Source organism: Arenicella sp. 4NH20-0111 (assembly GCF_040366405.1).
GTDB lineage: Bacteria > Pseudomonadota > Gammaproteobacteria > Arenicellales > Arenicellaceae > Arenicella.
In genome coordinates, this window is sequence record NZ_BAABWF010000003.1 from 71,467 (window position 1) to 97,178 (window position 25,712).

Consider the following 25,712-nt stretch of genomic DNA (forward strand, 5'->3'; position numbering starts at 1 on the left):
GGTTATTGAATTAATGTTGATTTATGTGGGATGGATTGATTGGCTAAAAATCCAGTCAAATTATCCTCGTTAACTGGCAGTGGTAGGCGTAAAAAACTCGCAATCTTGAAGCAATAAATTAGCACCCATGATGGTATACCAATGATTATTACTCTTTTATTAAGTCTATCCGCAATACTAGTTACCAGCGTTCTTAAAGGAACGTGTTCAGCTTCAAACAAGTTGGCTTCTGAGACACCGCGGGTATTTTGACAGAGTTTAAGGGACTCGTGACACAATTTTTCAATTTCTATAACAGGTGTAGTTGCTTTCCCGGCATCAGGCAATGGAATGAACGGTGACAGGCGAACAGCTCGTGCTATGTTTGCGTAAAGTCCTCCATTGCCAATAACCAACCCTGGCCGCACGACGGTGGTGTTAGGTATATTGGATATTGATTGTTCAATTAAAAACTTTGTTTTCCCATAAGTTGACTCGGCGTTATGGTGAGCTGAGAAAGATGAGAAGTACAATTGGCGACGTACGTTTGCTGTGAATGCCTGGTTTATGATTTCGGTAGTAGATTTTATTGTTGTTTCAGCACCCTGTTTTTTCGAAAAATCGTGTGCGAGGTGAATGACGCAATCTACATTCGTAAACAGATCATCAGGAAGGCGTTCACCCATGTGCCATTTTTGCGTAGAACCTTGAAAGCCCGTTACCCTGCCAGATCTACAGAGCGCGATTACATCGTGATTGTTTTGGCTTGCTATCTTCGCGAGGTGGCTGCCTATAAAACCTGATGCACCAAGGATTAGTATTCGCATTTTAGAGTGCTGTCGGCGATTCTGGCTGAGTTTGCCATTACTGTAAAAGAGTGATGCTTTGACGGTAATGAAGGTAAGACGCTGCCGTCTATAACTCTAACTCTCATGCTATTCCAAAGGCGGCCATCAATATGAGTTTGAAATTTTTCGGGCTCAATATTCATTGGAAGACAACCAGCATGATGAAATCCCCACCCTGGAGGCGACATGGATGATAGGCGTCGCAATGTATAGATGCCTAATGGTCTAAGAGACCGAATTAGTTTTCTAATGCCCTGATACTCGTGTCGCTCAGGATAATGTATTTGTATGCTGCCTTTAGCATCTAAGCATAAATAGTTTTTCGGATTAGGATGAGATGCTTCCCACATTTGCGCTACCAGCATACCGCCTAGTAGGGTTTTTAGCGCTTTTAATGACGTGTGCATGGGCAAGGGAATGTCAGAAAGTAAGTCGGACCACAATAGTGCCCCTGGATAGTGGAAACTTATAATATTTTTGAGTCCAGCATTGTCTAAGGTCCCGGCTAGTTGCGTAGGGAAGCTACTTCCAGGGAGCTGACTTCCGAACATGCGAGGTATAAACAATGGCAATATGGTTGGTGGGTGATCAATAAACGGAAGTCGATGCTTTGTTTCATTCAATGAAGTTAACACCATTTTGGCCGTTTGAATTGTTCCGCACCCGAGGAGTAGGTGTTTCACGTTGATTAGTCTTGTTTCGTTTGATTTTAGATCAAGAATTTCAAGCTCCACAAACTCCGAATGTTCGACAAACTTTATCAGTTTGGAATTGCTGAAATACTCGATTGAGCCTGAATCCTTAAGTTCAATCAGTGTTTCTTTAGCCGTATATAGACCAGTTTGCCCTGTTGTCAGAAACTCGGTTTCACCATATTGATAGGCTTCCCTATTGCCAAACGGTTCAGTCGCGATGGCTAATCGAGGGTGGCCGAGTTTGAAGTCATGTTTGATGCGCTTATTTCTCAACAGTTTGTATTTAGAGTAAATATACTTGGCAGATGGACATAGCTTTAAAGGTGGAAGGGATAATGCAGAGTTTCCTAGGAAGCTGTGCATGTCATCAATTTGGCCGGAGATCCCGATATGCTCCTCGAGGTCTTGATAGTGCGATGAAAGTTCATCGGCTGTAATTGGCCAACCCCCAGCGTCCTTCAAGTCTTCATTGGTGTATCGTAAGAGTTGGCCGCCCCATGCATTGGACATGCCGCCTAAAGCGTGGCTCCCAGCTCCGTAGAGTGTTGTTGGCGAATCTCTGTGTACGGAAAACTCTTCGCCATTCATAACATACCGAACTGCACGCGATCTCAGCTTTGGATGTACGGTGTTGGGGTTTACTAAATTGCTTAAAAGTTCCCAATTATCACCTAAAATTGTTTTTGGCTGTTTGGCGCTTAACGCATCTCTCAAAGAAGCTGGTTCAAAGATCGTATCTTGGCACTGTCCTACATCAATAACGCAGGCACCCTTATTCGAAAGCTGTCTGGCGGCAGCAACGCCGGCGGGTCCAGACCCTATGATGGCGTAGTTAAATGAGGTCATGGCGGTGCTTTAAGTAAAGCCCAAAAGGAAGTTGTAGTGAGGCTTTTATTCCGATTAATATGAGACTACTCCAGCCAAGAGTAGAGTCTCTTTTATATTCGTCGTGGTTCCCCCCAGTTTCGCAAATATAGTTAATCAGTAAAAGTTTAGAGCTGAGCAAATGTCTGGAGCCAGCTCTTCTTAGCCATGGTTCAATTGCCGTAGCGTTCAGTTTTTTGAATACAATGGTATTTATTGTGTTTTGCTCAAGCTGCCGTCTGGTGTCACTGCTCGTTAAGGCGTGAATCTTAGAGTGTGCTTCTAAATACAATTGAATCACATTGGTCGGTGCGCGGCGCGCAAACAGGGACTCGTGTAAGTGTTTAGCCTCTGCTGTGAGTGTGGCTGGGGATTCGATGTCGTTACTATTGCGGACTGACATTATGTTGCTCAGTTCATTAGGTCGCGCTCAAATCGCCTTCTATCTTGGTGGGCGATTGAGTCGAGAATCAGGCCTACAGCGCCTAAGAGTAGCGCTACAATTTCGAGTCCGCTGGAGAGTATAGTTAATGGTATGTGGTGAATGTACTTGTCTCGAAACCAGTCTTCCCAAACTGGAATGCTCGTGAGTAAACCCAGTACAGCAAAAACAATCGCGGCTCCTCCAAAAAATACGAGCGGGCGATAGTAGCGAAATATATTCCATATGGTGCGTAACACGCGCGCTCCATCTCTGAATGTGTTCAATTTCGAAACACTTCCTTCTGGTCGATCTTGAAAACTAATTGGAACTTCTCGTATACGAAAACGTTTATCCAGAGCATGCAGTGTCATGTCTGTCTCTATTTCAAACCCTTCAACTAAAATTGGGTAATTTTTTACAAATAGTCTGCTGAATGCTCTGTAACCACACATTGGGTCAACTAACTTGGCTTTGAATAAGCGGTTTATCAGTGTGCGAACTAATCGATTGCCAAAGCTGTGAAGCGCTCGTTTATTTTGCGAGGCGTAGTCACCCCCGGTATGGCGGTCACCAACAACCATGTCCGCCTCCCCTTTTACTATCGGGGTCATTAAAAAGTGAACTTCAGACGCAGGGCACGCTAAGTCGGCATCCGCTAAAATGAAGATGTCGGCTTCAATTTCAAGAAATGCTCTGCGTATGGCATTTCCTTTACCTTGCCTATATTCGTTTAGCACTCCACCTTTACAGCCGAGCCGTTCAATCTCCTTTTTGGCTAAACTTTCCGTTTGATCGAGAGAATGATTATTGACCACCCAAATCGACGCCTCAGGCAGTTCAGAATGAAAACTCTGCACAACTCTAACGATAGTTTGCTCTTCATTGTACGCGGGCAAAATAACAGCGACTCTGTTCATAGTTTAAATTTAGATTGTATTGCTTGTGATTTAATTCATTTCTATGGGTACATTCCAACTACAGGCGAAAGGTTAATGCCATTAATTTTCACGTGCTATTTCTTCGCAACAAAGACGATTTGTTCGTTGCCTAAATAGCCGAATATATCTGACCAGTAAACCGCAGCATAAACGTCTTTGAAGCCTGCTAAGCTAAATGTGTCAAGTATATCCCAGCCGAACGTATAGTAGCTAAGGCAGCCATCGCTTGATAGAGGGTCCCCATGATATTCGGGTTCAGTAATATGCGTAATTTGGCCGTTTTCTTCGACCTTCGCTCTAACTAAAGTTGAAGTGTCATTGGCTGAGAATGGAAATGAAAATAGAGCTCTCCCTCCGGGTTTAAGAGCTCGATAAGATTCTCTAATAGCCGCCTCATAATTCGGGATGTGCTCTAGGCAGTCAAAAGAAATGATTTTGTCTAAAGAATTATCTTTAAACGATAGATTGGTGAAATCTTCATGTCTTAGCCCTGCCGATGTTATGGCCCCAGGCGCTGAGTTCACGGAGATGAACTCACTGCCCGTTAGGCTAACAACCTTCTTTTTTAAAAAGTCAAAGAATGGCGAAGCCTGCTCGGTTATGTAAACTTTGTCTTGTTCATACGGATGGAGTTCAGACAAAAATAGGTGATAACCAGCTCGTTGACGATTGTTTAGGTTGGTGTCAGGGCAGATCAAGCGCTCGCGCCAATTGATGTGGCCGCCTGTCGAATGAGCCCAGTCTACTCGTAATCTAACCTTTCTATCGGCCGTGATTGAGAATGCTTCGTATTCAAATGACTTGTTTGCGTTCTCTTTTTCAAGTTGGGCTAAAAAAAGAAACCTTTCTTGAAGTTTCATTTGTTGATTAGAGACATGCTCCGTGTATTCGGTTTGATTCCTGAAGCGATATATATGCATGTCGGAGAAATTTAGATGTTAAAAAGCCTGTGGGTCGGAGTCTGACAGGTCTGTCGCAAAAAAACAAAACTCTATCTTCTGAGTTTGTTGGTCCACGTTCTAGGGTGAAAGTACTTAAGAAGACCTTTGGATTGCTCTGGATGGGAGAGGTTGATGGTGAATTTGCGCCATAGAATTACTTTCTCAATGCTTGTGCGTTTCGCGCTCGCTTTATTATTGCTTAGCCGGTTTAAACCCTCAAAGGGTTTGCTTTTAGAATAGAGATTTGGAGTGAAGTTTTCGAACAGATACGCGTCGGGAGTAATTTCTTGTTTCCACGCTAATGGGTGCTCTGGCCAGCATAAAGTCTTATAGGCTTGAGTCTCATGAAATTTGCGGGGGTTTACTTTAAGGGCGTAATTGAAATAGCTGCTCCACTCGCACAACGGAAGGGAGTCTGAGTAAGTTTTGAAGAAAGAACAGGCCTGATTAAACAGTTTTTTGTTAATTATCTGAGGCATATGGCTGGCGTAAGATAAATGACTAAAACCTTCAGCTTGTAAAACGGCGAATGAGGTTATTTGTCCTGAATCGAAGTCCGTTTGATTGTTATTCCACGACTTCAAATCATAGAAGAAGTATGAGTGATGGCGGCCAGTTGAACAAAAAACACTAAGGGGTATATCTATCATCGGGCGAGAATCATCATCGGACATGATGAATTCGTCTGCTATATAATCCTGTTGAATCAACTTGCTTCGCAGTAAATAGTTCCGTCTCTGGTGGTCAAGGGATTTAAGTTTGCGAACGTTTTTCTGATTTAATATCTCACTTTCGGCAACAATCTTCACGGCTAGGCTAGAGGAGAGATTGGTGAAGCTATCTCTCATCCGATCTGGAACACAAACGATCGCTTCATCGATGAAACCCATTAATAGTTCAATGTGCTTAATCGTATTCGCTAAGGTTGATGGGCGATTACTTATATAGACTATTTGCATATTATGGTGTTAGCGTTCACTGAAGCCGGTTTGAGTAGTATAGTAACCTGAATTCTTCAGATATCTAATCCGTTTGTGGCGTTGAGATCGGTGGGTCTTTGGTTTTTAATCTCTTTTAATACACAACAATCTAAAACGAGCTAATTTAAGTGAAAAATATAATAATTACTTTCGTTCTATTATTTTCAGCCGTCGTTAACGCACAGGTTGACGGCCCGAGCAAGCAAGAGCAGTTAGAAAATCAAGATCAAGCGATAAGCCTTGTTAATACTCGACGCAAGCTGGATCAATTGATTTGGGGGCCTGAGGTTTTGGCTCAACAGTACGAAACACGTATTGTTAAGCTATGGGATGACTTACTAAAAGCGCAAGAGAAATTTAAAGTTCTCGAGAGTTTGGATTTCAATTCAATTGTGTTAGCCAAGCATCAGAACAGTGAAGCTCTTCAACATCAGATTGCGCGGTATACTTTCTCTGGAGTTGGAGCTAAGTGGAATTCAAAAGAGTGGAAATCTTTTATTGGGCAAGCAATAGCCAATAATTACGTTCTTGAGCAATCTGAATGGCATCACAGTCGGTTTACGCCGCCTCAGGCAAATGAGGGCGCGAAATCAGAGGTGAGCTTTGAGTTGCACGTGGCAAGAAAGGAACCTGCACATAGAGTTGTGTTTAAGGGGATGCTTGACGTTACATGGCAGGTAACGTTGGGTGCTTCAACGGCGATTGAACCTCAGGACGTAGTCATTAAGGAAATGACGGTACTGGAGCGACAATTAGCACCGGCTTTCCAAGAAGTTTTTAAGGTGAGTGGCACTGAAAAAGCACCTTTAATAAACCCGGTGTTGGTCTATGATGTTGATAAAGATGGTCTGTCTGAAATTATTGTCGGCGGACAGAACTTGGTGCTACGAAATAAGGGCAAGGGGACGTTAGCTGCCGAGAAGCTGTTCGACAAGCCTCGAGCTCTTTACGACGGCGCGGTGGTCGCGGATTTTAATGGCGATGGGCAAGTTGATTTTGTTGGTGTAGATGACAATAATTATCCGTTGTTGTTTTTGGGGAAACATGACGGTTCATTCAATAGCGAACCCATTAAAATGTCTGGCAATCATCTCGCGCTCCCTAAGACATTTACCGCTGGTGATATCGATGGTGACGGTGACCTAGATATTCACATTGCCAACTATAAGTACGCGTATCGACAAGGGCAAATGCCAAGTCCGTACTACGACGCAAACGATGGGTATCCGGCTGTCCTACTGCGTAATGACGGTAAGGGAAAGTTCACTGATGTTACTGATTCAGCAGGGCTTGGCGTAAAAAGTAAACGACGTTCTTACAGCAGCTCTTTTGTGGACTTTGATGACGACCAAGACATGGATTTGATCGTGGTGAGCGATTACGCAGGCTTTGATGTTTATCTAAATAACGGCAAAGGGAAGTTTACTGACGTCACTGATGATTTTGGTCTTGATCGTCATTTCTTTGGCATGGGTCATACTTTTGATGACTTTGATGGTGACGGAAAGCTTGATTTTTATGTCATCGGCATGAGTTCAACCACAGCGAGGCGTTTGGCTGAACTGGGAGTTGGTCGCCAAGACTTGCAAAAACACACTGAAATGCGAGATGCCATGGGGTACGGCAATCGAATGTTTTTGAGACGAGATGATGGGTTTGTAAAAGCGCCGTTCAATGATCAGGTTGCAAGAACTGGATGGTCATGGGGCACAAGTACCTTTGATTTTGATAATGACGGTGATAAAGATATTTTCATCGCCAATGGCCATTACAGTGGGGAAAGTACGCAAGATTATTGCACTACTTTCTGGCGGCACGACATTTATGAAGAGGGTGGAGAAAACGTAGCCAGAGACATGTTGTTCCAAACGGAATCCACCGATTTGCGAGAAGCGAACATATCTTGGAACGGTTATGAGCACAAAGTTCTGTACTTAAAGCACAAAGGGGAATACATAAATATTGCGTACCTAATGGGGGTTGCGTTTGAGTACGATGCGCGCTCGGTGGTCACGGAAGACATTGACAAAGATGGCCGTCCTGATTTGTTAGTCGTAGAACACGTTGCCGAAGGACTTAACAAAACAAGTTATCGTTTGCATATCTACCGTAATGGCTTAGGAAATGCGGGGCATTGGGTGGGTGTTGAGTTAAGTGATAAAAAAGGTCGATCTACAATAGGGGCTAATGTTGAAGTGGTTACCAAAACAGGTAAACAGTTTAGCCGAATCGTCACCGGAGACTCTTTCTCGTCCCAGCATTCAGCCAACCTTCATTTTGGGCTAGGGCCGCAAACTGAGATCGAGGAAATTAGAGTCATTTGGGCCAATGGTGATGAGCAAGTGATCAGTAATCCGGAGGTTGATGAATACCATAAAGTGGCCAATAACTGAGGTTTAGTCTACTTAGACTATAGTTTGAATTGTGACAATATGTTAACTTAGCACGGTTAGAGCATGGTTAAACGCTCATGGATATAGAAAAAATATTTGGGTCGATTCATAAAAAAATGGGTAAACGTTCACTTAAATTAGCTTCAGCGATTGTTGGGATGAGCATTCTGTTCATGGTGTCTGCTTGTTCGGATGACACTGCGGACGACAAATCCAAGGCGTCTTCTGTTAAGGCTAAGGCTGGCACTCAAGTTGACAAAATTGAACTTTCTGGTTCGCCTTCCGAGGTAAATAATGCTGAGGCGGCCGATGCTCCCGTTGAGATTAACGAGTTTGGTTCTCGTGAAAGCGCAGAGTTGAGTGATGAGCTTAATGAGCAATTTGAAGCTGATGAGTATCCGGATAATGAAGACTCATACAATCAGTTAAGCGATAAAGTTGAGTTTGATGCTGAACAAAGTGAAGGGATAGTTAAGTGGCAAGCGCCACAAGATCGCAGTTACGCGAACGCAAAAATTACAGTTTCGAATGAGAATGGAGAAACGGCTGTTCGTAATTTTAAACCTGGCGAATCCATTGAGTTGTATGGCCAGCTGCCGGACGGGGTTTACAAGTGGAAGTCAGTTATTACACCGGAGATTGAAGACTCTGTTCGCGAACAAATGAGAGCTGTTAGAAATTCAGGTGATATTCATGCTGAACGAGAATTGGCGGCTAATTTGAGAGCTGAGGGAAGTATTCCAACTGAGCGTGAAGCTCAGGACAATGTTCAATTTGGTAGTTTTGTTGTTCTGAATGGGATAGTGAATCCGGCGGCGATTGATGAGCCTGAGAGCACAGAATAGTTTTGGTCGATAGCCGTTGATAGATGGTTGTTGAGTGGTTAGCCTGATTACTAAAATGGGCAGCTATGTATAGAAGTGGGGTCATGCATATCGCATGATATTAAAATGTGAGTTCTATAATTTAAAGTCAAACGGACTTTAGAATAGATTTAGTTCGAGGTTAATTAAATGAAAAATAACAAATCATTGTCAATGCTGGTGTTGAGTGTCTCGGCTATGGCAACCATTAATACCGCCAGTGCTGACATACAGCAATTGGATGATGTAATCATCTCCCAGAGCCTTTGTGTCGGCAACGACTGTGTAAACGGAGAAAGCTTTGGTTTTGATACGATTCGCTTAAAAGAAAATAATTTGCGCATACACTTCCAAGATACCAGTAACTCGGCAAGTTTTCCTACAAATGATTGGCGTTTGATAGCAAACGACAGCGGAAATGGTGGTGGAAACTACTTTGCAATAGAAGATTCAAATACGGCCAGACAACCCTTTAGAGTTGATGCGGGCGCTCCTGCGAACTCTCTCAGAGTAGACAGTGCCGGTGATGTAGGAATCGGTGAAGATAACCCCATTGTTGAATTGCATGTTGTGGATGGCGACTCGCCAACATTGCGTTTAGAGCAAGACGGTTCAAGCGGTTTCACACCACAGACCTTCGATATGGTTTCGAATGAAGCGAACTTTTTTATTCGCGATGTGACGAATGGCTCGCAATTACCGTTTCGAATTAAGCCTGGCGCGGATACTGATTCCTTGTTTATTGCTGCGAATAACAATATTGGTATAGGCACCGACTCACCAGATTCAAACCTCGATATTCAAGCGCCTACACCTGAGTTTAGGTTGACTGGGTTGACTTCGGGTTTTCAATGGGAGATGAGAATGAATGGGGCGGGTAATTTTAACTTCCAACCTACAAGTGGCAACACACCGCTATCAATAAGCCCGAATGCCACCAATAATTTGTTGGAAATTGGTAAGAACGCAAATGACGAGGTTACCATTACAGGTAATTTAGTGATTGTTACAGGCAACTGTATTGCTGCGGCAGGTGGCGATGGAAATTGTGGCGCTGACTATGTTTTTGAGCCAGATTACCACAGGCCATCTTTGGAAGAATTGAAGGAGTTTGTTACGACTAACAAACACCTTCCCAACATCCCTCCTGCTTCTGACATGGCTGAAAACGGTATTAAGTTGACAGAGCTTTCCGTGCAACTGCTTGCAAAGGTAGAAGAGTTAACGCTCTATGCTATTGATCAACAAGAAGTTATTACCAGCTTACAAGATCGTTTAGTGAAGCTAGAAGGTTCTGCAGAATAGTCCTCTGCCAATTATCTGTTAGGTTGTTTTTTTGAATAGCCTTTTAGTAGTACTTTGAAGTACTTAGGGCAATGAGCCATGTGTTCATTGCCCTTTTTTGTTCTTATTTCTTGTGGTGCCGGCTCTCTGTTTATCGAGCGTTATTTAAAACTTGTTTTGGTAACCTAGTTCATAAGCAAGCTGACTGCACAAATTGTTGATTTCTTCTATTCGAGGGTCAGAAATTTGAGGTCTTTTTATTCTTGCTGGATCAATTTTCAAGCACTCATAGTCCAACTCCTCCCAATCTAAGAACATTCGAATATTATTAGCTGCGGTTGCTGGAGTGTTACAAAGATCTTCAAAGCGAACTTCTAGATACTGCTCAGGTTGGAGGTGTTTTTTAGCGTACTCTCGCACCTGAGTTAACTGATACAGCCAGCTTACGGCGTTATGTTGATAACATTGATGTTCTATTGCTTTTGAAAAATCCCATCCAAACTCTTTGTAAGCGCGTCTAAGCACTTCATTTCCAACTGGATTGTTCAAGCGCGACGTCATATGGGTTCGTCGAAGGCTGGAAGATATTGGGTGGCGGATGAGGTGGATTATCTTAGCGTTGGTAAATGTATGGCAGACTTCTGGAAGTGCCAGCATTGTTTCCGGTAGTTTCCACCCCCATGGCTGATCTGCGGATAACTTACCTTCTGATAGTATATTGGCTGCTTTTTCCTGCAGTTTATCCGCCCATTTATCGCCAAATGTATCTGGTCGAAGTGGTAGGCTCGTAATGACTAAGTCATAGAGCAATTCCACCCACTCGACAGAGTCTTCTGTTACGTTGATATCGTTTCCGATGAAAAGACCGTTGTGCCTCATTAAGTGCGATAACAATCTTGTTCCACTGCCTCCCCGACCAATCAATATTATGGGGGAATTAAGTTGTTTTCTTTCTAATATACTCAGGTTCTTAAAATTCATAACCAAGCTCAGTCATTAAGGATTGCGCTTCTTCTAGAATTTCCAGCTGTTCTTGTTCACTAAGGTGGTCAGCCCAACTTGCCAAAGACTCTGTGTCTATAGGTCGCGATCGACGTGTAGATCCGGGACCTATACCGACATAAAAGTTTTCATGTTGAAGCATTCTGAAGCTGTCTGATAGATTCGCTTGGTGGCAAATAGTGCCACAATATTCATAGGGAGTAGACACTAAATCTTCGTATCGAAAGATGATAGGCTTGAGTTTCTTTATCTGATAATCATTAAAAATTCCTGTTTTAATTCTCCAAACTATAGCTCTCTTTATATGTTGGCTACGGTTGGGGTCTTGCAGCTTCTCAAGGTCGTTTTGGTGTCGTTCTGCCAAAACCAGGTTTCTTTTTAACCATTTTATCTGGTTGGTAACCATATCGATATGAGGGAGCTTGGCCATCGATGAAGCCACTGCACGAACATCTCGTACAGGAAATGCGATAGTGCTAGTGGTTTTCAAGCCTGCAATTTGATCGAAGTAATATGCAAGGTTTGGGGCTTTTAATACAAGGTGTGAAATATTCTTTAGTGCACCATTTTCTTGATCAAATTTTGCTTTCGTATCGCTGTACTTTAAGTTTGCTCTTTCTATGAGTTCGCCAAATTGATTGCTTGAAAATGATTCATGCTCGATGAAGCTATCAAACCATGGGTATAGGCCATCAGGCTCATCGATCAAAAAGGCATTGGGGTGAGCGCCAAGCATTTGTCCTAAAAGCGTAGTCCCGCTGCGCTGACATCCCGTTACGATGATTAAATGATATGTTGAAATCATAGTGACGCCAGTAGCTCTATTCTGGGAATGTTTCGGTATTGAGTCACTCTACCATTTAGGTTCATTTCAGAAAAGCACTGCTTGAAATTTGCATTTGAATGCAGAGAAAAAACTTGTTGGGAGTAATTAACGGATGCAGTGTGGATATGGTATTGTTATTTTGGGCTAAAATTAAACTCGTTTTATGTATGAGTAATAAAGAAAATTTGTTTTGCCGCTCACGTTATTCACGGTGGGCTTTGTTTTCAGGCCTAAAAAATTCACCTACATGTTATGAGGACGAATGAGAAAAGGTGATCTGATAACTCTATTGCTGTCCGTTTTAATTTGTTGCTTTGTCGGCGAGTTAACATTGAGAAAATACACTCACTATCCGCTCGGACTATTTAGTAATACAGTCTCTCATCCAAATCTGGGCCATGTGATGGATTCTGCTTTGCTAGAAATCGATCTCAGCGGATTTAGAAATAATCATGTAGGTAAACCCGATGTGGTAGCTCTTGGTGATTCACATACTTACGGATTTAATGTTCGTTCAGAGGAATCTTGGCCAAGCGTACTAGGGAAAAAACTCGGTAAACACGTCTATAACTATGGGGTTGGTGGTTATGGTGTCTTGCATTATGACTACCTTATGCAGGACGCTGTTCATTTAAGGCCTGAAATGATCTTGGTAGCCTTGTATCTGCCGAACGATCTAGCCGATGTTTGTACACTGGCGCTCGCCAGCCCCTATTGGTTTAATGAGAGGGATGATATAAAAATTGATCGTAAGCTTTGTATCGATCATCAGAATAAGAAGAAGCTCGCTAATGTTGCTCGATCGCGAAAGTCCAAGAGTTGGTTAAAGGAAAACGTTGCAATTTATTCTGTTTTGTTTGACTGGTATGCCAAGATTCGGCCTCTGAAAAGTGATGAACACGGATTAGTCGTTGGGGGAGGCGAAACTAAAATTAAATACTTAAAGATCCGCAAACATGCGGAAAATATGGACATGGAACAGCCTCATATAAAGATGTCTCTAAATGTATTGAAACTCTTTATTTCACGAGCTAAGGCTCTCGTCGATTCGAGTGATATTGATATCGCTGTCTTGCTCATACCCTCAAAGGAACGTGTTTATTATGATCAGCTGATGACGAAAAAAACTAAGCTTCCCTCTATTTATCATAAGCTCGTTCTAAATGAAGATATGTTGAAAGATGAGGTGTCCAGATTTATGGATTCCCTGAAGATGCCTCATGCTGATGTTCTGCCATCGATGCAAAAAGCATTAGACTCTTCACAATCACTTTATTCCGTTGTTGACGATAGTCACCCTATTGGAATGGGATATCAGATTTATGCTGAGAAAGCGCACGAGCTTTATCAAGAAGCTGTTGATAAATAGATCAATAACCGATTAAAAATCACTGTTGTTATTTAAAAATTCCTTTATAGACTGCTTAAAGAAGGCGTAATTTTTGGAGTCGTAAAGATCGTGCAAACAACAATAATTATCGGATTCAATATCAATCTCGAGCTTGTTTTGGCCTAAGCTTACTTCAGATAACAAACGAAAATTTCCCTGTTCGAAGCGTTCTCTTAAACGACGCCGTGATTCGCAGGATAATAGGCTTCGTTTCATTGTTAGGCCGGTTGCTTGGGCGGCTGCGTAGGCAGCATTTCTATGGAGTATGAAGTCTGCAAAAGAAATGTTACGGTCGAGTTGGAGTAGATAGGCAATTTGGAAAACGCCAATAGAAACCTGCTCTGGAGGAAGGTCGGGGTAATCGTCTAGCGTGCTAATCTTGTCGGAAGGCAATAGTCGCTCAAGCAAATTAGATTTTGCTTCTTCAAAGTTAACTACATCACAGTCTGCGAATGCTTCAGTCCAAGCGAGATAATGAGCGTGCCAATCAGGGATTGCAATTCTGCCTTCTGTTGACTGACAGAGACGAGCAACAAACCGTTCAATGCCTTCAGTAATGTCGTTTGTTTTGGTAAGTTGATTAAAGTAAGAGTCAGCCCAGTCATCTTGTCTTCGTATAAAAAGTTTAACTGTGTAGTTTGTGTTCCTCGGAAGCAGATCTCGCATCACTTGTGCGTGATTTGGTCTAAAATTCTCAGCTGAAAGTACTAGTATCTCACTTTCTTTACGCCAGTCCCTGATGAGAGCAGAAACTATGTTTTTAGCACTGAGATTGGAGGGGTTAATGCTTGGAAACGCACGTCTGAAACTCTTTGATGCGTTTTTATCTATCGCTATTGGAAGCAGCTTTGCATTCCCAGCCATCGCAGAAACCTCAGGTAAAATCGGGACATAAACTCCCTTATCTCTAAGTAGCTCCGGTGCGAGGCGTAACCTTTTTTGAATATAGGTTGATCCGGTTTTAGGCCCTCCAACGTGCAAGATAACTCTAGGTTTATTGCTCATTTACTGCTCCTAAATCGGGACTTTTAAGGCGCGAACAAACTTTCCATTTTCAACTCGATGGAGATAGCCTTTCTCTAGGTCGGTGGCATTTTCTGGAGGTTCACTGAACGAATGCCAAATGCGTAAACGCCCACTGATTAGCTCACCAAAGGCTCGATGATTAAAGCTTGGTGAAAGCGTATACGGATTAAAGCCGAGAATTTCCATGGCCAATGTTAAATAGGTCTGATCACCCCATGGAGCATCGGGGTATTTTTTTGCAAGAGTGAGCCCGAGATCAAATACGTCTTTGGTTCGATTGTGCTTCAATGAAAAGAAAATGACGCCCGAATTGTAGAGTAACTGCCCACGAGGAGGAATGCCTTCAAGGATCATGATTTGTTCGAAATTTCTAAAATCAGATAGTGAGTAATGTGGCGCCGGCGCCATTGCCATTCCATGTTTTTCTGCCATATCGAACCCAAGTGAGATATCGTCTAATACGATTGTATCCACATCAAGAAACAATACGGTTTCGAGGTCGTTTGGCAAGACTGAGACTAACGCTGATTTACGTACCTTCCCAGAAAAAAAGGCTAAATCTACTCTTTTTACTGTTACGTGACTGGGCAGTTCATGGACTGGAGTATCTAGGTCCGTTACCAGTATGATTGGGTAGTCGGGAAGAGTGCTTTTATTCAGGCATCGTATTACACAATTGATCGCATATTCGCCCCAAGCTAAAAAAGCAATTGTCCGTGAATCAGTTGTGACGTCTGATCTTTGATTGGCCAAATTTGGTTCCTCTGTTAAGTGTGGTGTGACAAATTTTAGGAAACTAGTGTTTCAGTCTTAGAGAGCTTTGTTTTGCTGTAAATTAATCGTTCGGTTGAGTTAATGCTACATTTTAAAAATGAGTTAGTGAATCTGCTCCGTTGGCTTGTTTGAAGTCAGGCCTCAGCAGTCAAAGTGATTAACATTAGAGGTTTAATCTGAATTAGTTACCAACCTTCTTCTATTAGTGCTTGATAGATTACCTTGGCAGCCAGCTCATGCCCTTCTGAGGTCCAGTGCGTATCATTCATGTAAAGACATTGTTTTTGCTCTCTAAAAATGGGTAGAAGGTCGATTACCGGAATGCCTATTTCTCTAAAATCAATTAAAAGTTCTGATTGGGGCATCTCGAAATCAAAACTATTTTGTTTTTGGTCGCTGATGAGTGTTCGTTGGAGTCCCGAATTTATTTGGTTTTCATCAGGAATGAGGATTATTTTTATTGGAGTGGATCTCTCGTCAGCCAGCTTTTTGATTCTAGTGATTTGAGACATAGTGTTCTTCATAAACGCCTTTGTTGAATCAGATAGTTTCATGTGGTTCTGAAGTCTTTGTTTCTGTATAGCAAGGTATTGGCTAGAAAAATCTAGGCAATTCTTACGGGTAAAGTTTCGTTTCCGAGGTCCTTTATTTAACAGTAGTCGAGCAATATGAAATTGACTGTATAAGAAAACTTTCAACTTGATCGTACTGCTTTGTTTAGCTTCCCTTGAAACTCTTCGGCCGAGAACGGCGGTGTTTGTCTGGTTAACATCATTTACTGCTGTGTAGGTGTCATTTCCTATAAAGAAACCGATTAGAATTAAATCAGGAGAAAATTTGTAACCATAATTTTGATAGTATTGAGCATATTGAAAAGGGTCCCAACCTCCTACTCCAGCGTTTATCACTTGGAAATTAGGTATACCATTTTTCTTAAAAAGCGACTCTAGAACTTGAGGATAGGCATTCATTTGAGAGACGTTCGCGCCAACTGTGAAGGAGTCGCCTAGTAACAAAATCCGATGAATCCCTTTTGGCTTTGCTATGGTGACTTCGTTATCACGGTGGCCATGCGAGTTCGTGTCTGCGGCGATCTGGTTTTGATAATACCCCTTTGAATTGGGTTTTAATCGATACCCGGTAAATTCGTCTTCAACAAAATACATATTGCTTTCGATTGAAACTGGGATGGGATAAAACTTAGCGAGAGCAAACTCGATTAGAAGCAAAGTGGCTATGCTAGAGGCCAATGGAACAAGGACATAAAACCATCGGGAGTGAGGTGGGGGTGCTGTTTCTTGCTGCTTCATCTAGGACTGGTTATTCTGGCTATTTTTTAAATGATCATAATCGACAAATTTAGCTGTTTTATCATTCTAATTTTTATGGTGGTAAACCGGTATCTTAATAAATTTTGATGATCGAGCTAAAAGATAAACCTGTGAGAGGGCGATAATACGTCAGAAGGTATTATATTCATATCAAACAAGTTTGGCTCCTCTAGAGATTCAGGAAAGTGTGTTAACCAAAGAGGAGAGTGTTATTTAAGATCTATAAACCGGTTGATGCTTTCAGGCTTTGTGCCCATGTATGTTATTTTCTTTCCATCTGGCTGATCGAGCAGTTCGAAATCTCGTTTTCGTATGCGTTTGTATTCTAAGGCGAACGTGCTCCAAGGGTGATTTTCTGGATGACTATTTGTTGCTATACCGCCATGAAATTGATGGAATGAGCCCTCGCCGAGTAACATGACCAAATTAAGTGAATCATTCTCAATAATTCTTTGTAAAAAATCATGATTAACCAGGCCGCCACCTGGAGATTGAAATTCTTCACAGAACCCGCCCAGCTCCTGAAACATCGACTTATTGATTGCAAAATAACTGAGTTCCTCCGGAAGGCCTCCAAAGAAACCAACTTTCGAAGAAGATGCTTGGGTGGAAACATCAAATAGTCGATACCCATTTTCTCGCCAATCTGTATCTGCGAGCAATTGGTCTTCTGTGTTTTGGTTGTAGCCTTCGAGCATTGATTGGTTTTGTTCTTTTGGGCCTAAATGCCATGCCAAGGACATCACAAACGGGTTGTTGAATGCTTTGCAGGCCAAGAGAGTTTGATGAACAATGTTGGGCGATAACATGCGCGCGCCATCAACTATGCAGGCAACCGTGGGTGCTTCAGTTATCGATACACCAAAATTAATTGCTTCAGACGGGGACTTCGATGTAGTGTCGTAGTAGTGGTACCTAAAATTGTCTCCATATTGTTTTACAAACTTTTCGCTAAGCGGCTTTGAAGAAGCATTATCTATGGCGATAACTTCATAGTCGCATGATGTAATGTTTTTCTGATAGTGGCAGCTCAACGTATATAGCGTTCGTTCAGCTTCTCGTTCCATATTAAAGAAAATGACTACTACGCTTAGGCGGGGGCGTGGGTTCATTGAATCGATGCTCATTTATCGTTAAGAAATTTAATTTCGTGCAAATCAAAGTACCTATTTAAATAGCTTCGCTTTCTATACTGTTCAAACACTGTAGTTTTTGAAGTTTCGCATTCACAGCCATTGATCGAACATTATAGTAACTACAATGCTCTCTGTCGTCTGTTAATGGTAAGCATGATGTTTGGCTCCCAAATCTAGTCTTTATGTGATGCGGATTTTTCATTGTTCTGGCGTTACAATATAGATTCTTCTTTGTTTTTGGATTTAACAAAATCGCTTGTAACTTATGATTAGGGGGTACGATGATTCCTGAAAAACGCGTTGAGTTTCAGGTGTTGTTGGGGGCGGTCTCGATTGTTACTAATAAATCTCCCTCTAAAGTACACAATGAGCGTTGGATTGTTCAATTGGCCCGGTGTGATTTTCCGCGGCTGCTTGATTTAGCGGTAGCTCATGGTTTGGTGGCGTGGTTAGATGAGGCGCTTCGTTTGTCGATGATTTGCCACAATAATAATTATTTGGTCGAGTTGTCCGGGTTTATGCGGGATACGTTGCGAGTTACTCAGTTCCAAAGTATTCAGCAATCTAAGATCGCAATCAAAATTTCTAATTTATTTACTAGCGCTGGAATCGATCACGTTGTCTTTAAAGGGCTGGGCGCATTAAATCAGTTTTATTCGGGGTTTGTGCAATCACGAGTGTCAGATGATTTGGATTTGCTAGTGAGACCTGAGTCGCTACCAGGGGCTGTGAGTGAACTATTGAAGCACGGTTACAAATTGAGTGATGGAGAAAATGCTCTTACGATTGCTAACTTTGTTCGATGGTATTCATCTTTGTATCGGTGGCGTGACTTAGGGTTTATTAATACCAATTCGTTGAATCATAAAGTTGATTTGCATTGGCGCATCTCTGACCGTTTTACTTACCCGGTTGATGTGAATCATTTGATTGAGAGTCGAACCGTTGAAGAAACGGCCTATGGCTCCTTGCCTTGCGTGAATTTTAGTGAGCATTTTGTTTATGTGTGTGTCCATGGCTATTCCGACTTTTTTTTTCGCTTGAGGCATCTAGTCGATGTTTACGCCGCTACTAAGCAACCACTTTTTGATATAGAAAAGGTCATGTTGATCTCTAAGCAGAATGGTGTGGAGAAAGTTGTGCAAGACTCGATTCAATTGGCGGGTGCCTTCTTTGATGGGCAACCATTAGAGGAAATTGGCTGCACGTCAGAGTATGTCTCAAGAGTAAGTGAGCACTTTGCTCTCTCAAATGGGTGGCCAAAGCGAACCCATCCCAACACCGGTGTTTGGAGGGGTAGGGATAGATATCAACACCTGCAAAAGCAGATCAAGCATAGGAGCCGTAATTGCTTCTGGTTCTCTCCTCTCATATCTAGAGCGTTAATGGGTCCGCAGGACATAGCGTGTTGGAGCGGAACCGGTTGGGGGGTTTTCTCGGTGTTCCTGAAGAGTTATTTTAGGCGATTAACAATGGGGTTGGGTTTCAAAAAAAAGACACGCTAAGGTCGACGATGTATCCCTAGGTTTCTGCTGGTGCTAGGGTATTGATGATTTGCTTTAGTATATTCAGAGCGGGTTGATGACATTGATCAAACTGTGCCTTGATGATTGCTCCATCGACGGCCATGGCAATTTGTTGAGCGATATTTGTTGCCGCTCTATCTGCGTTTAGTAGGTTCTTGATGGAGTTTAGCATCGCCTCTTTATGTTGCGTTGTTATTGGGTTGATGATTGTCGTATTGTCGTTGAGCTCGCCCATTCCATTGATAAAAGCACAGCCTCGGTAGTTGGTGCTTTGGAACCAGTCGCTGAGCGTAGGATACAAAGCACTTAGTTGACTTCCATGTTTCGATAAACTTTCGTTAAACCACGCTATCCACTTCTCATGCCTATATTCTAGGTAGGTGTCAATGAGGAGGTCTTTACTTGAGAAATGCCGATAAAAAGTCGTTTTAGTAACTCTGGACTCTGAAATTATTTTATCGATTCCCGTGCTTTTGATTCCATTTTGATAAAACAGGTCATGAGCGGTGTACAGGATACGTTCACGTGCACTGCTTGCGTCGGTAATTTGTTCTCTTGCTGTGAATGTGGGCTTCATAAATCAATTGTAGACAAGTCTGTCTACAATTGATAGAGTCGCTCTTGTAGACAGCTCTGTCTACCTTGTCTGAGAGAAAAATTATGAATACTAAGCCGCCTGTGCCCCCGTTTACGAAACAAACCGCCATTGAAAAAGTAAGACTTGCTGAGGACGCATGGAATACTCGGGACCCTGACAAAATAGTTTTAGTCTACACGGAGGATACTCAGTGGCGTAATCGGAATGAATTTGCGTGCGGCCGACAAGAGGTCCACCAATTGTTATCAAGAAAATGGCGACGAGAGCTTGATTATCGTCTGATCAAGGAATTGTGGGCGTTTGAAAGTAATCGCATAGCGGTCAGGTTTGCGTATGAGTGGAATGATGACTCAAATAATTTTTTTCGTTCATATGGAAATGAAAACTGGGAGTTTAATGAGCAAGGATTAATGACGCATCGTCACGCCAGTATTAATGACCTCCAAATTAAAAAGTCCGAGCGGAAATTCAATTGGCCATCAGGCAGAAGACCGGATACCTTTCCTGGACTAAGTGAGCTGGGGCTGTAGTTATATGTAATCGGATGAGAGGGATAGTCGATTGCATTTCGGGCTTTATCAGTGTGATTTAACCAACAAATAAGATAAATATGACAACGTTGACAAAAAAAGAAGGTTTTTGATTGGGCTCTTGTTGACAACGTTGTCTTTTGTTTGTACTTTGCAGACTCATATTTAGTTTACTGACGCTGCTAATCCAAGAGCATGAGTGGCGAGTACGGGTCAATAATAATACTGAGGAGACCGAGAATGATTTACGACAAGAAAAAAACACCGTTTTCAAGCAAGGTGAGGAAAGTGTGCAATCCTGCGTTTTATGGCGCAGTCACTTTTGCAACGATTATGAGCGGCGCTACCCAGGTTTACGCGCAAAACAATACGGATCTGGAAGTAGAAGAATTAGTTGTGTTTGGCACACGAGCAGCTTTATCTAGAGCGCTCGACAATAAAAGAACCGCGAACTCTTCAATTGAAGCGATTTCAGCCGAAGATGTTGGCAAGTTTCCAGATAAAAACTTAGCTGAATCACTGCAGCGTGTTCCTGGCGTGACTATCAACAGAGGATTCGTCGGGGAAGGCAACGAGGTGTCAATCAGAGGTGTAAATCCGGAGTTGACTCAGACGGTGTTGAATGGACAGTTCGTGGCATCGACTGAATGGTTTTCCTTGGGTTCGAACAACCGAAGCTTCAATATGGATCTGTTGCCATCGGAGCTCGTTTCTAGTATCGAGGTTCATAAGTCGCCAACGGCTTCTCAGGATGAAGGTGGCGTGGGTGGTACCGTCGTCGTGAACACTAGAAAACCGTTGGATGCGAAAGAAGCTTTAACATTCTTTGCGTCCGCGGAATATAATTCAAATTCTCTGGCTGATACAGATGATGGCGGTTCGGGTGTCACTTCTTACATTGGGTGGAAAAACGATGAAAATACCTTCGGTGTTTCGGGCATGTACCACACCAATGAAATTGTAGGTAGAGCCGATAAAGCGGAAAACTATTGGGAAGAAAGTTGGTCCGCGATCGGACTCGCTGAATTTCGCCAAAATCGCGAACGCGAAACATTCGATATTACATTGCAGTACCAACCTTCTGACGCTCACAGTATGAGTTTGCAGTACTTAAAAACTGAGGTTGATGCAGAGAACATAAATCAAAACTTCTTGCTAATTAACGCCAGCGAAGTGTCAGGAGATACATCACGGATCGCGGTAACACCTGCGTGTTGTGGCCGAGCAGAAGTTTTACCGTTGGCCGGCCGAGCAACCGCGGCGGCAAATCTTGCGCAAGACGCCAATGCGAGAATGCCTCAACTTGAAAGCGATGTTCTGCATTTTAAAGGCGAATACGCTGGATCGAGTTGGGTGTTAAATTATGAAGCAGGGAAGACGTCTGCAGAAGGCGGCAATGGCGGTAACGCAAATGGACTAATCGGCTTAGGCGCGTTCGATTCGAGCAGCGGAGTAGCGATTGATTTTGATGCTGATTTAAGCGACCGTCTTGTTGCGAGTGCGAGTGGAATTTCTGCACTCGACGCTTCATCGAGAACTATTTTAGGTGCGTCACTTGCTGAGACCGTGCTCGAGGATGAAGAAACGTACTATCAAGCGGATTTGAGTTTCGACGTAGAGTGGGGTGCGTTTAATTCTATAGAAACTGGGATTAAATTCAGGAACCATGAGCAAGTTCAAAACCTGATTAATTCGACCGTGAATTTGCCGGCAGGAGCGACATTACAAAGTTTAGGTGCATTATCCGGTATTGCTTCTGTCAGTAGTGAAGTCTGTGGAGGTAATCTGTGTGATTATGCACGTGTCGATAGTTCAGCATGGCATGCCGTAGTCACGCAATTTGCAACTAATGCGACGGTTCAGCCGACAGCATTTGGCAAGATCGAAGAAGACATTACCGCTCTTTATGTGCAAGCGAACTTTGCGGGAGAATCACTGCGAGGTAATGTTGGCCTCCGATATGTGGATACAGATGTGATTGGAACATCGGCGTTCAATGTGGTTCGTTCGAATTATTCTGAAGCATTACCGAGCCTGAATTTGATTTACGAGGTCAACGATCAATTTTTGGTGCGAGGATCTGCGTCAAGAGTCATGTCTAGAGCCGGATACAGTAGCCTTAATCCAGCGTTCTCGGGAATTGCTAACATTCAACAAACCGCCACTCAAGGTAACTCGGCGATAGACCCATTCATTGCCGATCAAGCCGATATAGCGCTTGAATGGTATTTTGCAGAAGGTTCATTATTGTCAGGCGCGATCTTTCATAAAGACATAAAATCGTTTATTACGACTGAGTCTGAAATACGAATTTTAGATGTTCCCGGTCAGCCTTCGTTACCTTACCGAACAACCATTCCTGTCCAAGGTGAAGGTGGTAGTTTGACTGGTCTAGAGCTGCAATATCAACAACAGTTTGAAAGCGGTTTTGGCGTGTTGGCGAACTTCACGTATGTCGATGGCGAAGGAAAACTCGCTAATGGGCAAACAACTGATTTGCCCGGTACGTCCGAGACGTCTTATAACCTAACTGGCTATTATGAGAACGATAAAGTGTCGGTTCGATTAGCGTACACGTTCAGAGATTCCTTTTTAGCAGAAGGAACCGCGCTGGGTACCTCGTTAGATAGTTTTGATGAGCAATCTTTCCTCGATGCATCGGCAACATGGCATATCAATGACCAATTCGATATCTCTGTTGAGGGTGTGAATTTGACTGATGAAAAATCAATTCAAAACTTCGGCTCAGGCTTGAATAGTTTGCGAGTCGCTGCAACGAACGGTTCTCGATATTTTGTGAAACTGTCTTATCGCTACTAAACTGGCTCTGTAAAAAGAGTTAGGTGTCGATCTATCAATTGCCCATAACGACACCAGTAGCATCCCTGACTGAAAGAGTGCTTTACCTTCTCTCCTTCACACCGGCCTCTTTCAGTCAGTTTTTTAACGTGCGCGCGCAATGACTCCTCCTTCAGCGTTCACGTTGAGAAGTAAGCGGAGCAACGTGGTTGCTCCTGCTTATTTTTGAGGAATCTCGAGGTACTTTTTTGAGTTGAGTATCTTTGCATTTATTGAGGTACCATTTAACGCATGAGTACAAACAGGTTTAATTCGATCGTCATCGTTGGTGGAGGAACCGCCGGCTGGGTGAGCGCTTGTATTTTGGCAAAGCACCTAGAGTCTAAGAACCCAAAGTCTGTACAGGTGACTGTTATAGAGTCTCCGGATATTCCTACTGTGGGTGTGGGAGAGGGTACGTGGCCGACAATGCGGCGAACTCTTGAATCAATCGGAGTCGATGAAACGGCGTTTATCAAGCAGTGCCAAGCGACGTTCAAGCAAGGAACGCGCTTTATTGGGTGGAACAATTCCCAAGAGCGGCAAACCTATTATAACCTTTTCAGTTCTATTTATGATCCAGGCGAATTCAATCTGGCCCCCTATTGGTCGTTAGGTTTAGCGGGCGAGGCTAGATCGTATGCTGAGTCGGTTAGTGCGCAAGGTATCGCGTGCGATCAATTTTTAGCACCCAAAAAAATAACGTCTAAGTCTTACGAAGCATTACAGAGTTACGCTTATCATTTGGACGCAGGCTTATTTGCTGACTTTTTGAAGAACCACGCTACAACACACTTGGGAGTCACGCATTTACCTGCGAATGTTCAAGACGTTTTATTGGATGAACAGGGGAGCATAGAGGCTGTCAGTACTGACGAATACGGAGAAGTCTCTGGAGATCTATTTATTGACTGTACTGGCTTTCGTAGCCTTCTTTTGGGTGACGCATTGGGCGTGGGCTTCAAAGAGTTAAATGATACTCTTTTTAACGATCGAGCGATCGCCATGCAAGTACCTTACCCTGATGCGGATAGTGAGATTGAATGTGTGACGCTTTCTACTGCTCAACCCGCGGGTTGGATTTGGGATATAGGCCTACAGAATCGTCGGGGTGTGGGGCACGTCTACTCGTCACGATATATGGATGATGATACCGCTGAAGGGCTGCTCCGTGATTACGTTGGTGATGGTTCAAAAGAACTCAGTACGCGAAACATAAAAATGAAGGTGGGGTGCAGAAAGCAATTCTGGCGCAAGAATTGTGTCGCTATAGGGTTGTCTGCAGCTTTTATGGAACCTCTTGAAGCTTCCGCAATATTTTTAGTAGAAGCCGCTGCCAATATGGTAGCGGACCTGTTTCCACGTAATAATGACGCAATGCACCATGCACAAGAAAAGTTCAATAAATCGTTTGAATTTCGTTGGGACAGAACGGTAGACTTTATCAAGCTGCATTACGTTTTGTCTCCTAGGTCTGACAGTGAGTTTTGGCGCGATAATAAACATTCGGCTTCCATTCCCGCGTCTCTTCAAAAGAGCCTTAAGGCATGGGCGAATCATCCCGTCAGTAAATACGATTTTTCAGATATCAACGAACCCTTTCCGCATGAAAGCTATCAGTATATTTTGCATGGAATGGGGTTCGCGCAAAACCTCGGGAACATCGACTCGTACCCAAATGTGATGCAAGCAAAAAAATGTTTTGAAAATGTGCAAAAAGCAACTCAGTTTCTTTGCGATGAGTTACCAACTCATCGAGATCTCATAAATAGAGTCCATCAATACGGATTCCAAAACTTGTAAAATAATCCAATGACTTCATTCGTTCCTCTTGATTCGGTTAAACACGCAAATCAGCGTTTTGTTGCATCTCACCCTTGTCCTGCTGCGGATAAACAACACCTGATACCATTGGGCGTTGGAGAGTGCGTTATTGCCTCGGCCGATTTTCCAATTGTCTTTGTCAAAGATCACAATACAGGGCAAATGCGCTTAACAGCGTTAGTTGGCTTGAAGCCTGGTGAAAGCGTGTTCTACAGTGATGAGGGTTGGTCTGCGACTTACGTCCCTTTAAGTATTCGTCCGTCTGTTATTGCACTTTCGCCATCACCTAGTGATGAGGAAAAATTTGTGGTTGCCTTAGATATAGAATCGCCATTTTTAGGCACCACTGATGGTCATGCCTTGTTCTCGCCAGAAGGGGAAAAAACAGAGTATTTGCAATACCAAATTGATTTGGCGCAAGACAGGCATGCACAATCTTCGATTACCGAAACGTTCATTGCTGATTTAATTGAGTCAGATCTTTTACGGGCTAATACGCTTACAATCCAGCCTAAAGATGGGTCTACACATGAGCTGTCTGGTTTCTATGTGATTGATGAAAAAGTGATGGACGATTTGCCCAATGAGGTATTCCAATCGTTCCGGGCTAAAGGATATCTCGCAAATATTTATGCAATCAGAGCGTCAATGTATCGTCTGGATAACCTACTGAGAAAGCAACAAGGTGATTAGGGTAGGCAT

General features: G+C 43.0%; 22 protein-coding genes. 9 read left to right on the plus strand and 13 right to left on the minus strand.

From position 1 onward, the window contains the following. Positions 1–2 precede the first annotated feature (2 nt). The 6 genes from ABWW54_RS07770 to ABWW54_RS07795 all read right to left on the minus strand — a co-directional run bounded on the left by ABWW54_RS07770 (position 3) and on the right by ABWW54_RS07795 (position 5,648). Positions 3–806: an NAD-dependent epimerase/dehydratase family protein gene (locus ABWW54_RS07770; protein WP_353411673.1), complete on the minus strand. Its 804-nt coding sequence runs from the start codon at positions 804–806 to the stop codon at positions 3–5. Further along, complete coding sequence (locus tag ABWW54_RS07775; RefSeq protein WP_353411674.1) at positions 794–2,368, minus strand: GMC oxidoreductase; 1,575 nt, start codon at positions 2,366–2,368, stop codon at positions 794–796. Before ABWW54_RS07775 ends, ABWW54_RS07770 begins: the two co-directional genes overlap by 13 nt. Next, on the minus strand, positions 2,355–2,789 hold the full coding sequence (locus ABWW54_RS07780) for a hypothetical protein (protein ID WP_353411675.1): 435 nt from the start codon (positions 2,787–2,789) through the stop codon (positions 2,355–2,357). The genes ABWW54_RS07775 and ABWW54_RS07780 overlap by 14 nt, the downstream gene beginning before the upstream one ends. An 8-nt stretch (positions 2,790–2,797) precedes the next feature. Beyond that, positions 2,798–3,727 carry a glycosyltransferase family 2 protein gene (locus tag ABWW54_RS07785; RefSeq protein ID WP_353411676.1) on the minus strand — a complete coding sequence of 310 codons (930 nt, stop codon included), beginning with the start codon at positions 3,725–3,727 and terminating at the stop codon, positions 2,798–2,800. Positions 3,728–3,822: 95 nt separating this feature from the next. Next, positions 3,823–4,608 carry a class I SAM-dependent methyltransferase gene (locus ABWW54_RS07790; RefSeq protein ID WP_353411677.1) on the minus strand — a complete coding sequence of 262 codons (786 nt, stop codon included), beginning with the start codon at positions 4,606–4,608 and terminating at the stop codon, positions 3,823–3,825. Positions 4,609–4,739: 131 nt separating this feature from the next. After that, complete coding sequence (locus tag ABWW54_RS07795; RefSeq protein ID WP_353411678.1) at positions 4,740–5,648, minus strand: hypothetical protein; 909 nt, start codon at positions 5,646–5,648, stop codon at positions 4,740–4,742. A gap of 149 nt (positions 5,649–5,797) precedes the next feature. Here ABWW54_RS07795 and ABWW54_RS07800 point away from each other — a divergent pair, with 149 nt between their 5' ends. From ABWW54_RS07800 to ABWW54_RS07810, 3 genes are all read left to right on the plus strand, one after another. After that, positions 5,798–8,062 (plus strand): CRTAC1 family protein, encoded by a 2,265-nt coding sequence (locus tag ABWW54_RS07800; protein ID WP_353411679.1) that lies wholly within the window; start codon positions 5,798–5,800, stop codon positions 8,060–8,062. Positions 8,063–8,139: 77 nt separating this feature from the next. Further along, positions 8,140–8,907, plus strand: a complete 768-nt coding sequence (locus tag ABWW54_RS07805; RefSeq protein ID WP_353411680.1) for a hypothetical protein — start codon at positions 8,140–8,142, stop codon at positions 8,905–8,907. A gap of 168 nt (positions 8,908–9,075) precedes the next feature. Next, entirely contained in the window at positions 9,076–10,230 is a 1,155-nt protein-coding gene (locus ABWW54_RS07810) for a hypothetical protein (protein WP_353411681.1), read from the plus strand. Positions 10,231–10,374: 144 nt separating this feature from the next. Here ABWW54_RS07810 and ABWW54_RS07815 read toward each other — a convergent pair whose 3' ends face one another. Both ABWW54_RS07815 and ABWW54_RS07820 read right to left on the minus strand, forming a co-directional pair. Further along, the gene (locus ABWW54_RS07815) at positions 10,375–11,190 is read right to left on the minus strand and encodes a sulfotransferase (protein ID WP_353411682.1); all 816 of its coding nucleotides are present in this window, start codon (positions 11,188–11,190) and stop codon (positions 10,375–10,377) included. Then, positions 11,180–12,016, minus strand: coding sequence for a sulfotransferase (locus tag ABWW54_RS07820; protein WP_353411683.1), 837 nt, complete (start codon positions 12,014–12,016; stop codon positions 11,180–11,182). The genes ABWW54_RS07815 and ABWW54_RS07820 overlap by 11 nt, the downstream gene beginning before the upstream one ends. A gap of 283 nt (positions 12,017–12,299) precedes the next feature. Here ABWW54_RS07820 and ABWW54_RS07825 point away from each other — a divergent pair, with 283 nt between their 5' ends. Beyond that, positions 12,300–13,406 carry an SGNH/GDSL hydrolase family protein gene (locus tag ABWW54_RS07825; protein WP_353411684.1) on the plus strand — a complete coding sequence of 369 codons (1,107 nt, stop codon included), beginning with the start codon at positions 12,300–12,302 and terminating at the stop codon, positions 13,404–13,406. 12 nt (positions 13,407–13,418) lie between these two features. Here ABWW54_RS07825 and ABWW54_RS07830 read toward each other — a convergent pair whose 3' ends face one another. From ABWW54_RS07830 to ABWW54_RS07845, 4 genes are all read right to left on the minus strand, one after another. After that, entirely contained in the window at positions 13,419–14,432 is a 1,014-nt protein-coding gene (locus ABWW54_RS07830) for a hypothetical protein (protein ID WP_353411685.1), read from the minus strand. Between the two features lie 9 nt (positions 14,433–14,441). Then, positions 14,442–15,206 (minus strand): glycosyltransferase, encoded by a 765-nt coding sequence (locus ABWW54_RS07835; RefSeq protein WP_353411686.1) that lies wholly within the window; start codon positions 15,204–15,206, stop codon positions 14,442–14,444. Positions 15,207–15,412: 206 nt separating this feature from the next. Next, positions 15,413–16,537 (minus strand): SGNH/GDSL hydrolase family protein, encoded by a 1,125-nt coding sequence (locus ABWW54_RS07840; RefSeq protein WP_353411687.1) that lies wholly within the window; start codon positions 16,535–16,537, stop codon positions 15,413–15,415. 230 nt (positions 16,538–16,767) lie between these two features. Beyond that, positions 16,768–17,670: a glycosyltransferase gene (locus tag ABWW54_RS07845; protein WP_353411688.1), complete on the minus strand. Its 903-nt coding sequence runs from the start codon at positions 17,668–17,670 to the stop codon at positions 16,768–16,770. Positions 17,671–17,975: 305 nt separating this feature from the next. Between ABWW54_RS07845 and ABWW54_RS07850 the strand changes: the two genes are divergently transcribed. Further along, positions 17,976–19,199: a nucleotidyltransferase family protein gene (locus tag ABWW54_RS07850; protein WP_353411689.1), complete on the plus strand. Its 1,224-nt coding sequence runs from the start codon at positions 17,976–17,978 to the stop codon at positions 19,197–19,199. Positions 19,200–19,215: 16 nt separating this feature from the next. Here ABWW54_RS07850 and ABWW54_RS07855 read toward each other — a convergent pair whose 3' ends face one another. Beyond that, positions 19,216–19,797 (minus strand): TetR/AcrR family transcriptional regulator, encoded by a 582-nt coding sequence (locus ABWW54_RS07855; RefSeq protein WP_353411690.1) that lies wholly within the window; start codon positions 19,795–19,797, stop codon positions 19,216–19,218. 83 nt (positions 19,798–19,880) lie between these two features. On the opposite strand from ABWW54_RS07855, the gene ABWW54_RS07860 reads away from it, so the two are divergent. From ABWW54_RS07860 to ABWW54_RS07875, 4 genes are all read left to right on the plus strand, one after another. Next, positions 19,881–20,348 (plus strand): nuclear transport factor 2 family protein, encoded by a 468-nt coding sequence (locus ABWW54_RS07860; RefSeq protein ID WP_353411691.1) that lies wholly within the window; start codon positions 19,881–19,883, stop codon positions 20,346–20,348. Between the two features lie 240 nt (positions 20,349–20,588). Continuing rightward, the gene (locus ABWW54_RS07865; RefSeq protein ID WP_353411692.1) at positions 20,589–23,168 is read left to right on the plus strand and encodes a TonB-dependent receptor; all 2,580 of its coding nucleotides are present in this window, start codon (positions 20,589–20,591) and stop codon (positions 23,166–23,168) included. Positions 23,169–23,438: 270 nt separating this feature from the next. Further along, positions 23,439–24,989, plus strand: a complete 1,551-nt coding sequence (locus ABWW54_RS07870) for a tryptophan halogenase family protein (RefSeq protein WP_353411693.1) — start codon at positions 23,439–23,441, stop codon at positions 24,987–24,989. Between the two features lie 9 nt (positions 24,990–24,998). Beyond that, on the plus strand, positions 24,999–25,703 hold the full coding sequence (locus ABWW54_RS07875; RefSeq protein ID WP_353411694.1) for a SapC family protein: 705 nt from the start codon (positions 24,999–25,001) through the stop codon (positions 25,701–25,703). Positions 25,704–25,712: the final 9 nt, after the last annotated feature.

Coding starts and splice junctions, on each gene's coding strand:
- ABWW54_RS07770 (WP_353411673.1), bottom strand. CDS start 806: ATGCGAATACTAATCCTTGGTGCATCAGGTTTTATAGGCAGCCACCTC.
- ABWW54_RS07875 (WP_353411694.1), top strand. CDS start 24,999: ATGACTTCATTCGTTCCTCTTGATTCGGTTAAACACGCAAATCAGCGT.
- ABWW54_RS07785 (WP_353411676.1), bottom strand. CDS start 3,727: ATGAACAGAGTCGCTGTTATTTTGCCCGCGTACAATGAAGAGCAAACT.
- ABWW54_RS07845 (WP_353411688.1), bottom strand. CDS start 17,670: ATGAACCCACGCCCCCGCCTAAGCGTAGTAGTCATTTTCTTTAATATG.
- ABWW54_RS07795 (WP_353411678.1), bottom strand. CDS start 5,648: ATGCAAATAGTCTATATAAGTAATCGCCCATCAACCTTAGCGAATACG.
- ABWW54_RS07870 (WP_353411693.1), top strand. CDS start 23,439: ATGAGTACAAACAGGTTTAATTCGATCGTCATCGTTGGTGGAGGAACC.
- ABWW54_RS07855 (WP_353411690.1), bottom strand. CDS start 19,797: ATGAAGCCCACATTCACAGCAAGAGAACAAATTACCGACGCAAGCAGT.
- ABWW54_RS07815 (WP_353411682.1), bottom strand. CDS start 11,190: ATGAATTTTAAGAACCTGAGTATATTAGAAAGAAAACAACTTAATTCC.
- ABWW54_RS07850 (WP_353411689.1), top strand. CDS start 17,976: ATGATTCCTGAAAAACGCGTTGAGTTTCAGGTGTTGTTGGGGGCGGTC.
- ABWW54_RS07825 (WP_353411684.1), top strand. CDS start 12,300: ATGAGAAAAGGTGATCTGATAACTCTATTGCTGTCCGTTTTAATTTGT.
- ABWW54_RS07790 (WP_353411677.1), bottom strand. CDS start 4,608: ATGAAACTTCAAGAAAGGTTTCTTTTTTTAGCCCAACTTGAAAAAGAG.
- ABWW54_RS07775 (WP_353411674.1), bottom strand. CDS start 2,368: ATGACCTCATTTAACTACGCCATCATAGGGTCTGGACCCGCCGGCGTT.
- ABWW54_RS07810 (WP_353411681.1), top strand. CDS start 9,076: ATGAAAAATAACAAATCATTGTCAATGCTGGTGTTGAGTGTCTCGGCT.
- ABWW54_RS07780 (WP_353411675.1), bottom strand. CDS start 2,789: ATGTCAGTCCGCAATAGTAACGACATCGAATCCCCAGCCACACTCACA.
- ABWW54_RS07840 (WP_353411687.1), bottom strand. CDS start 16,537: ATGAAGCAGCAAGAAACAGCACCCCCACCTCACTCCCGATGGTTTTAT.
- ABWW54_RS07805 (WP_353411680.1), top strand. CDS start 8,140: ATGGATATAGAAAAAATATTTGGGTCGATTCATAAAAAAATGGGTAAA.
- ABWW54_RS07865 (WP_353411692.1), top strand. CDS start 20,589: ATGATTTACGACAAGAAAAAAACACCGTTTTCAAGCAAGGTGAGGAAA.
- ABWW54_RS07860 (WP_353411691.1), top strand. CDS start 19,881: ATGAATACTAAGCCGCCTGTGCCCCCGTTTACGAAACAAACCGCCATT.
- ABWW54_RS07820 (WP_353411683.1), bottom strand. CDS start 12,016: ATGATTTCAACATATCATTTAATCATCGTAACGGGATGTCAGCGCAGC.
- ABWW54_RS07830 (WP_353411685.1), bottom strand. CDS start 14,432: ATGAGCAATAAACCTAGAGTTATCTTGCACGTTGGAGGGCCTAAAACC.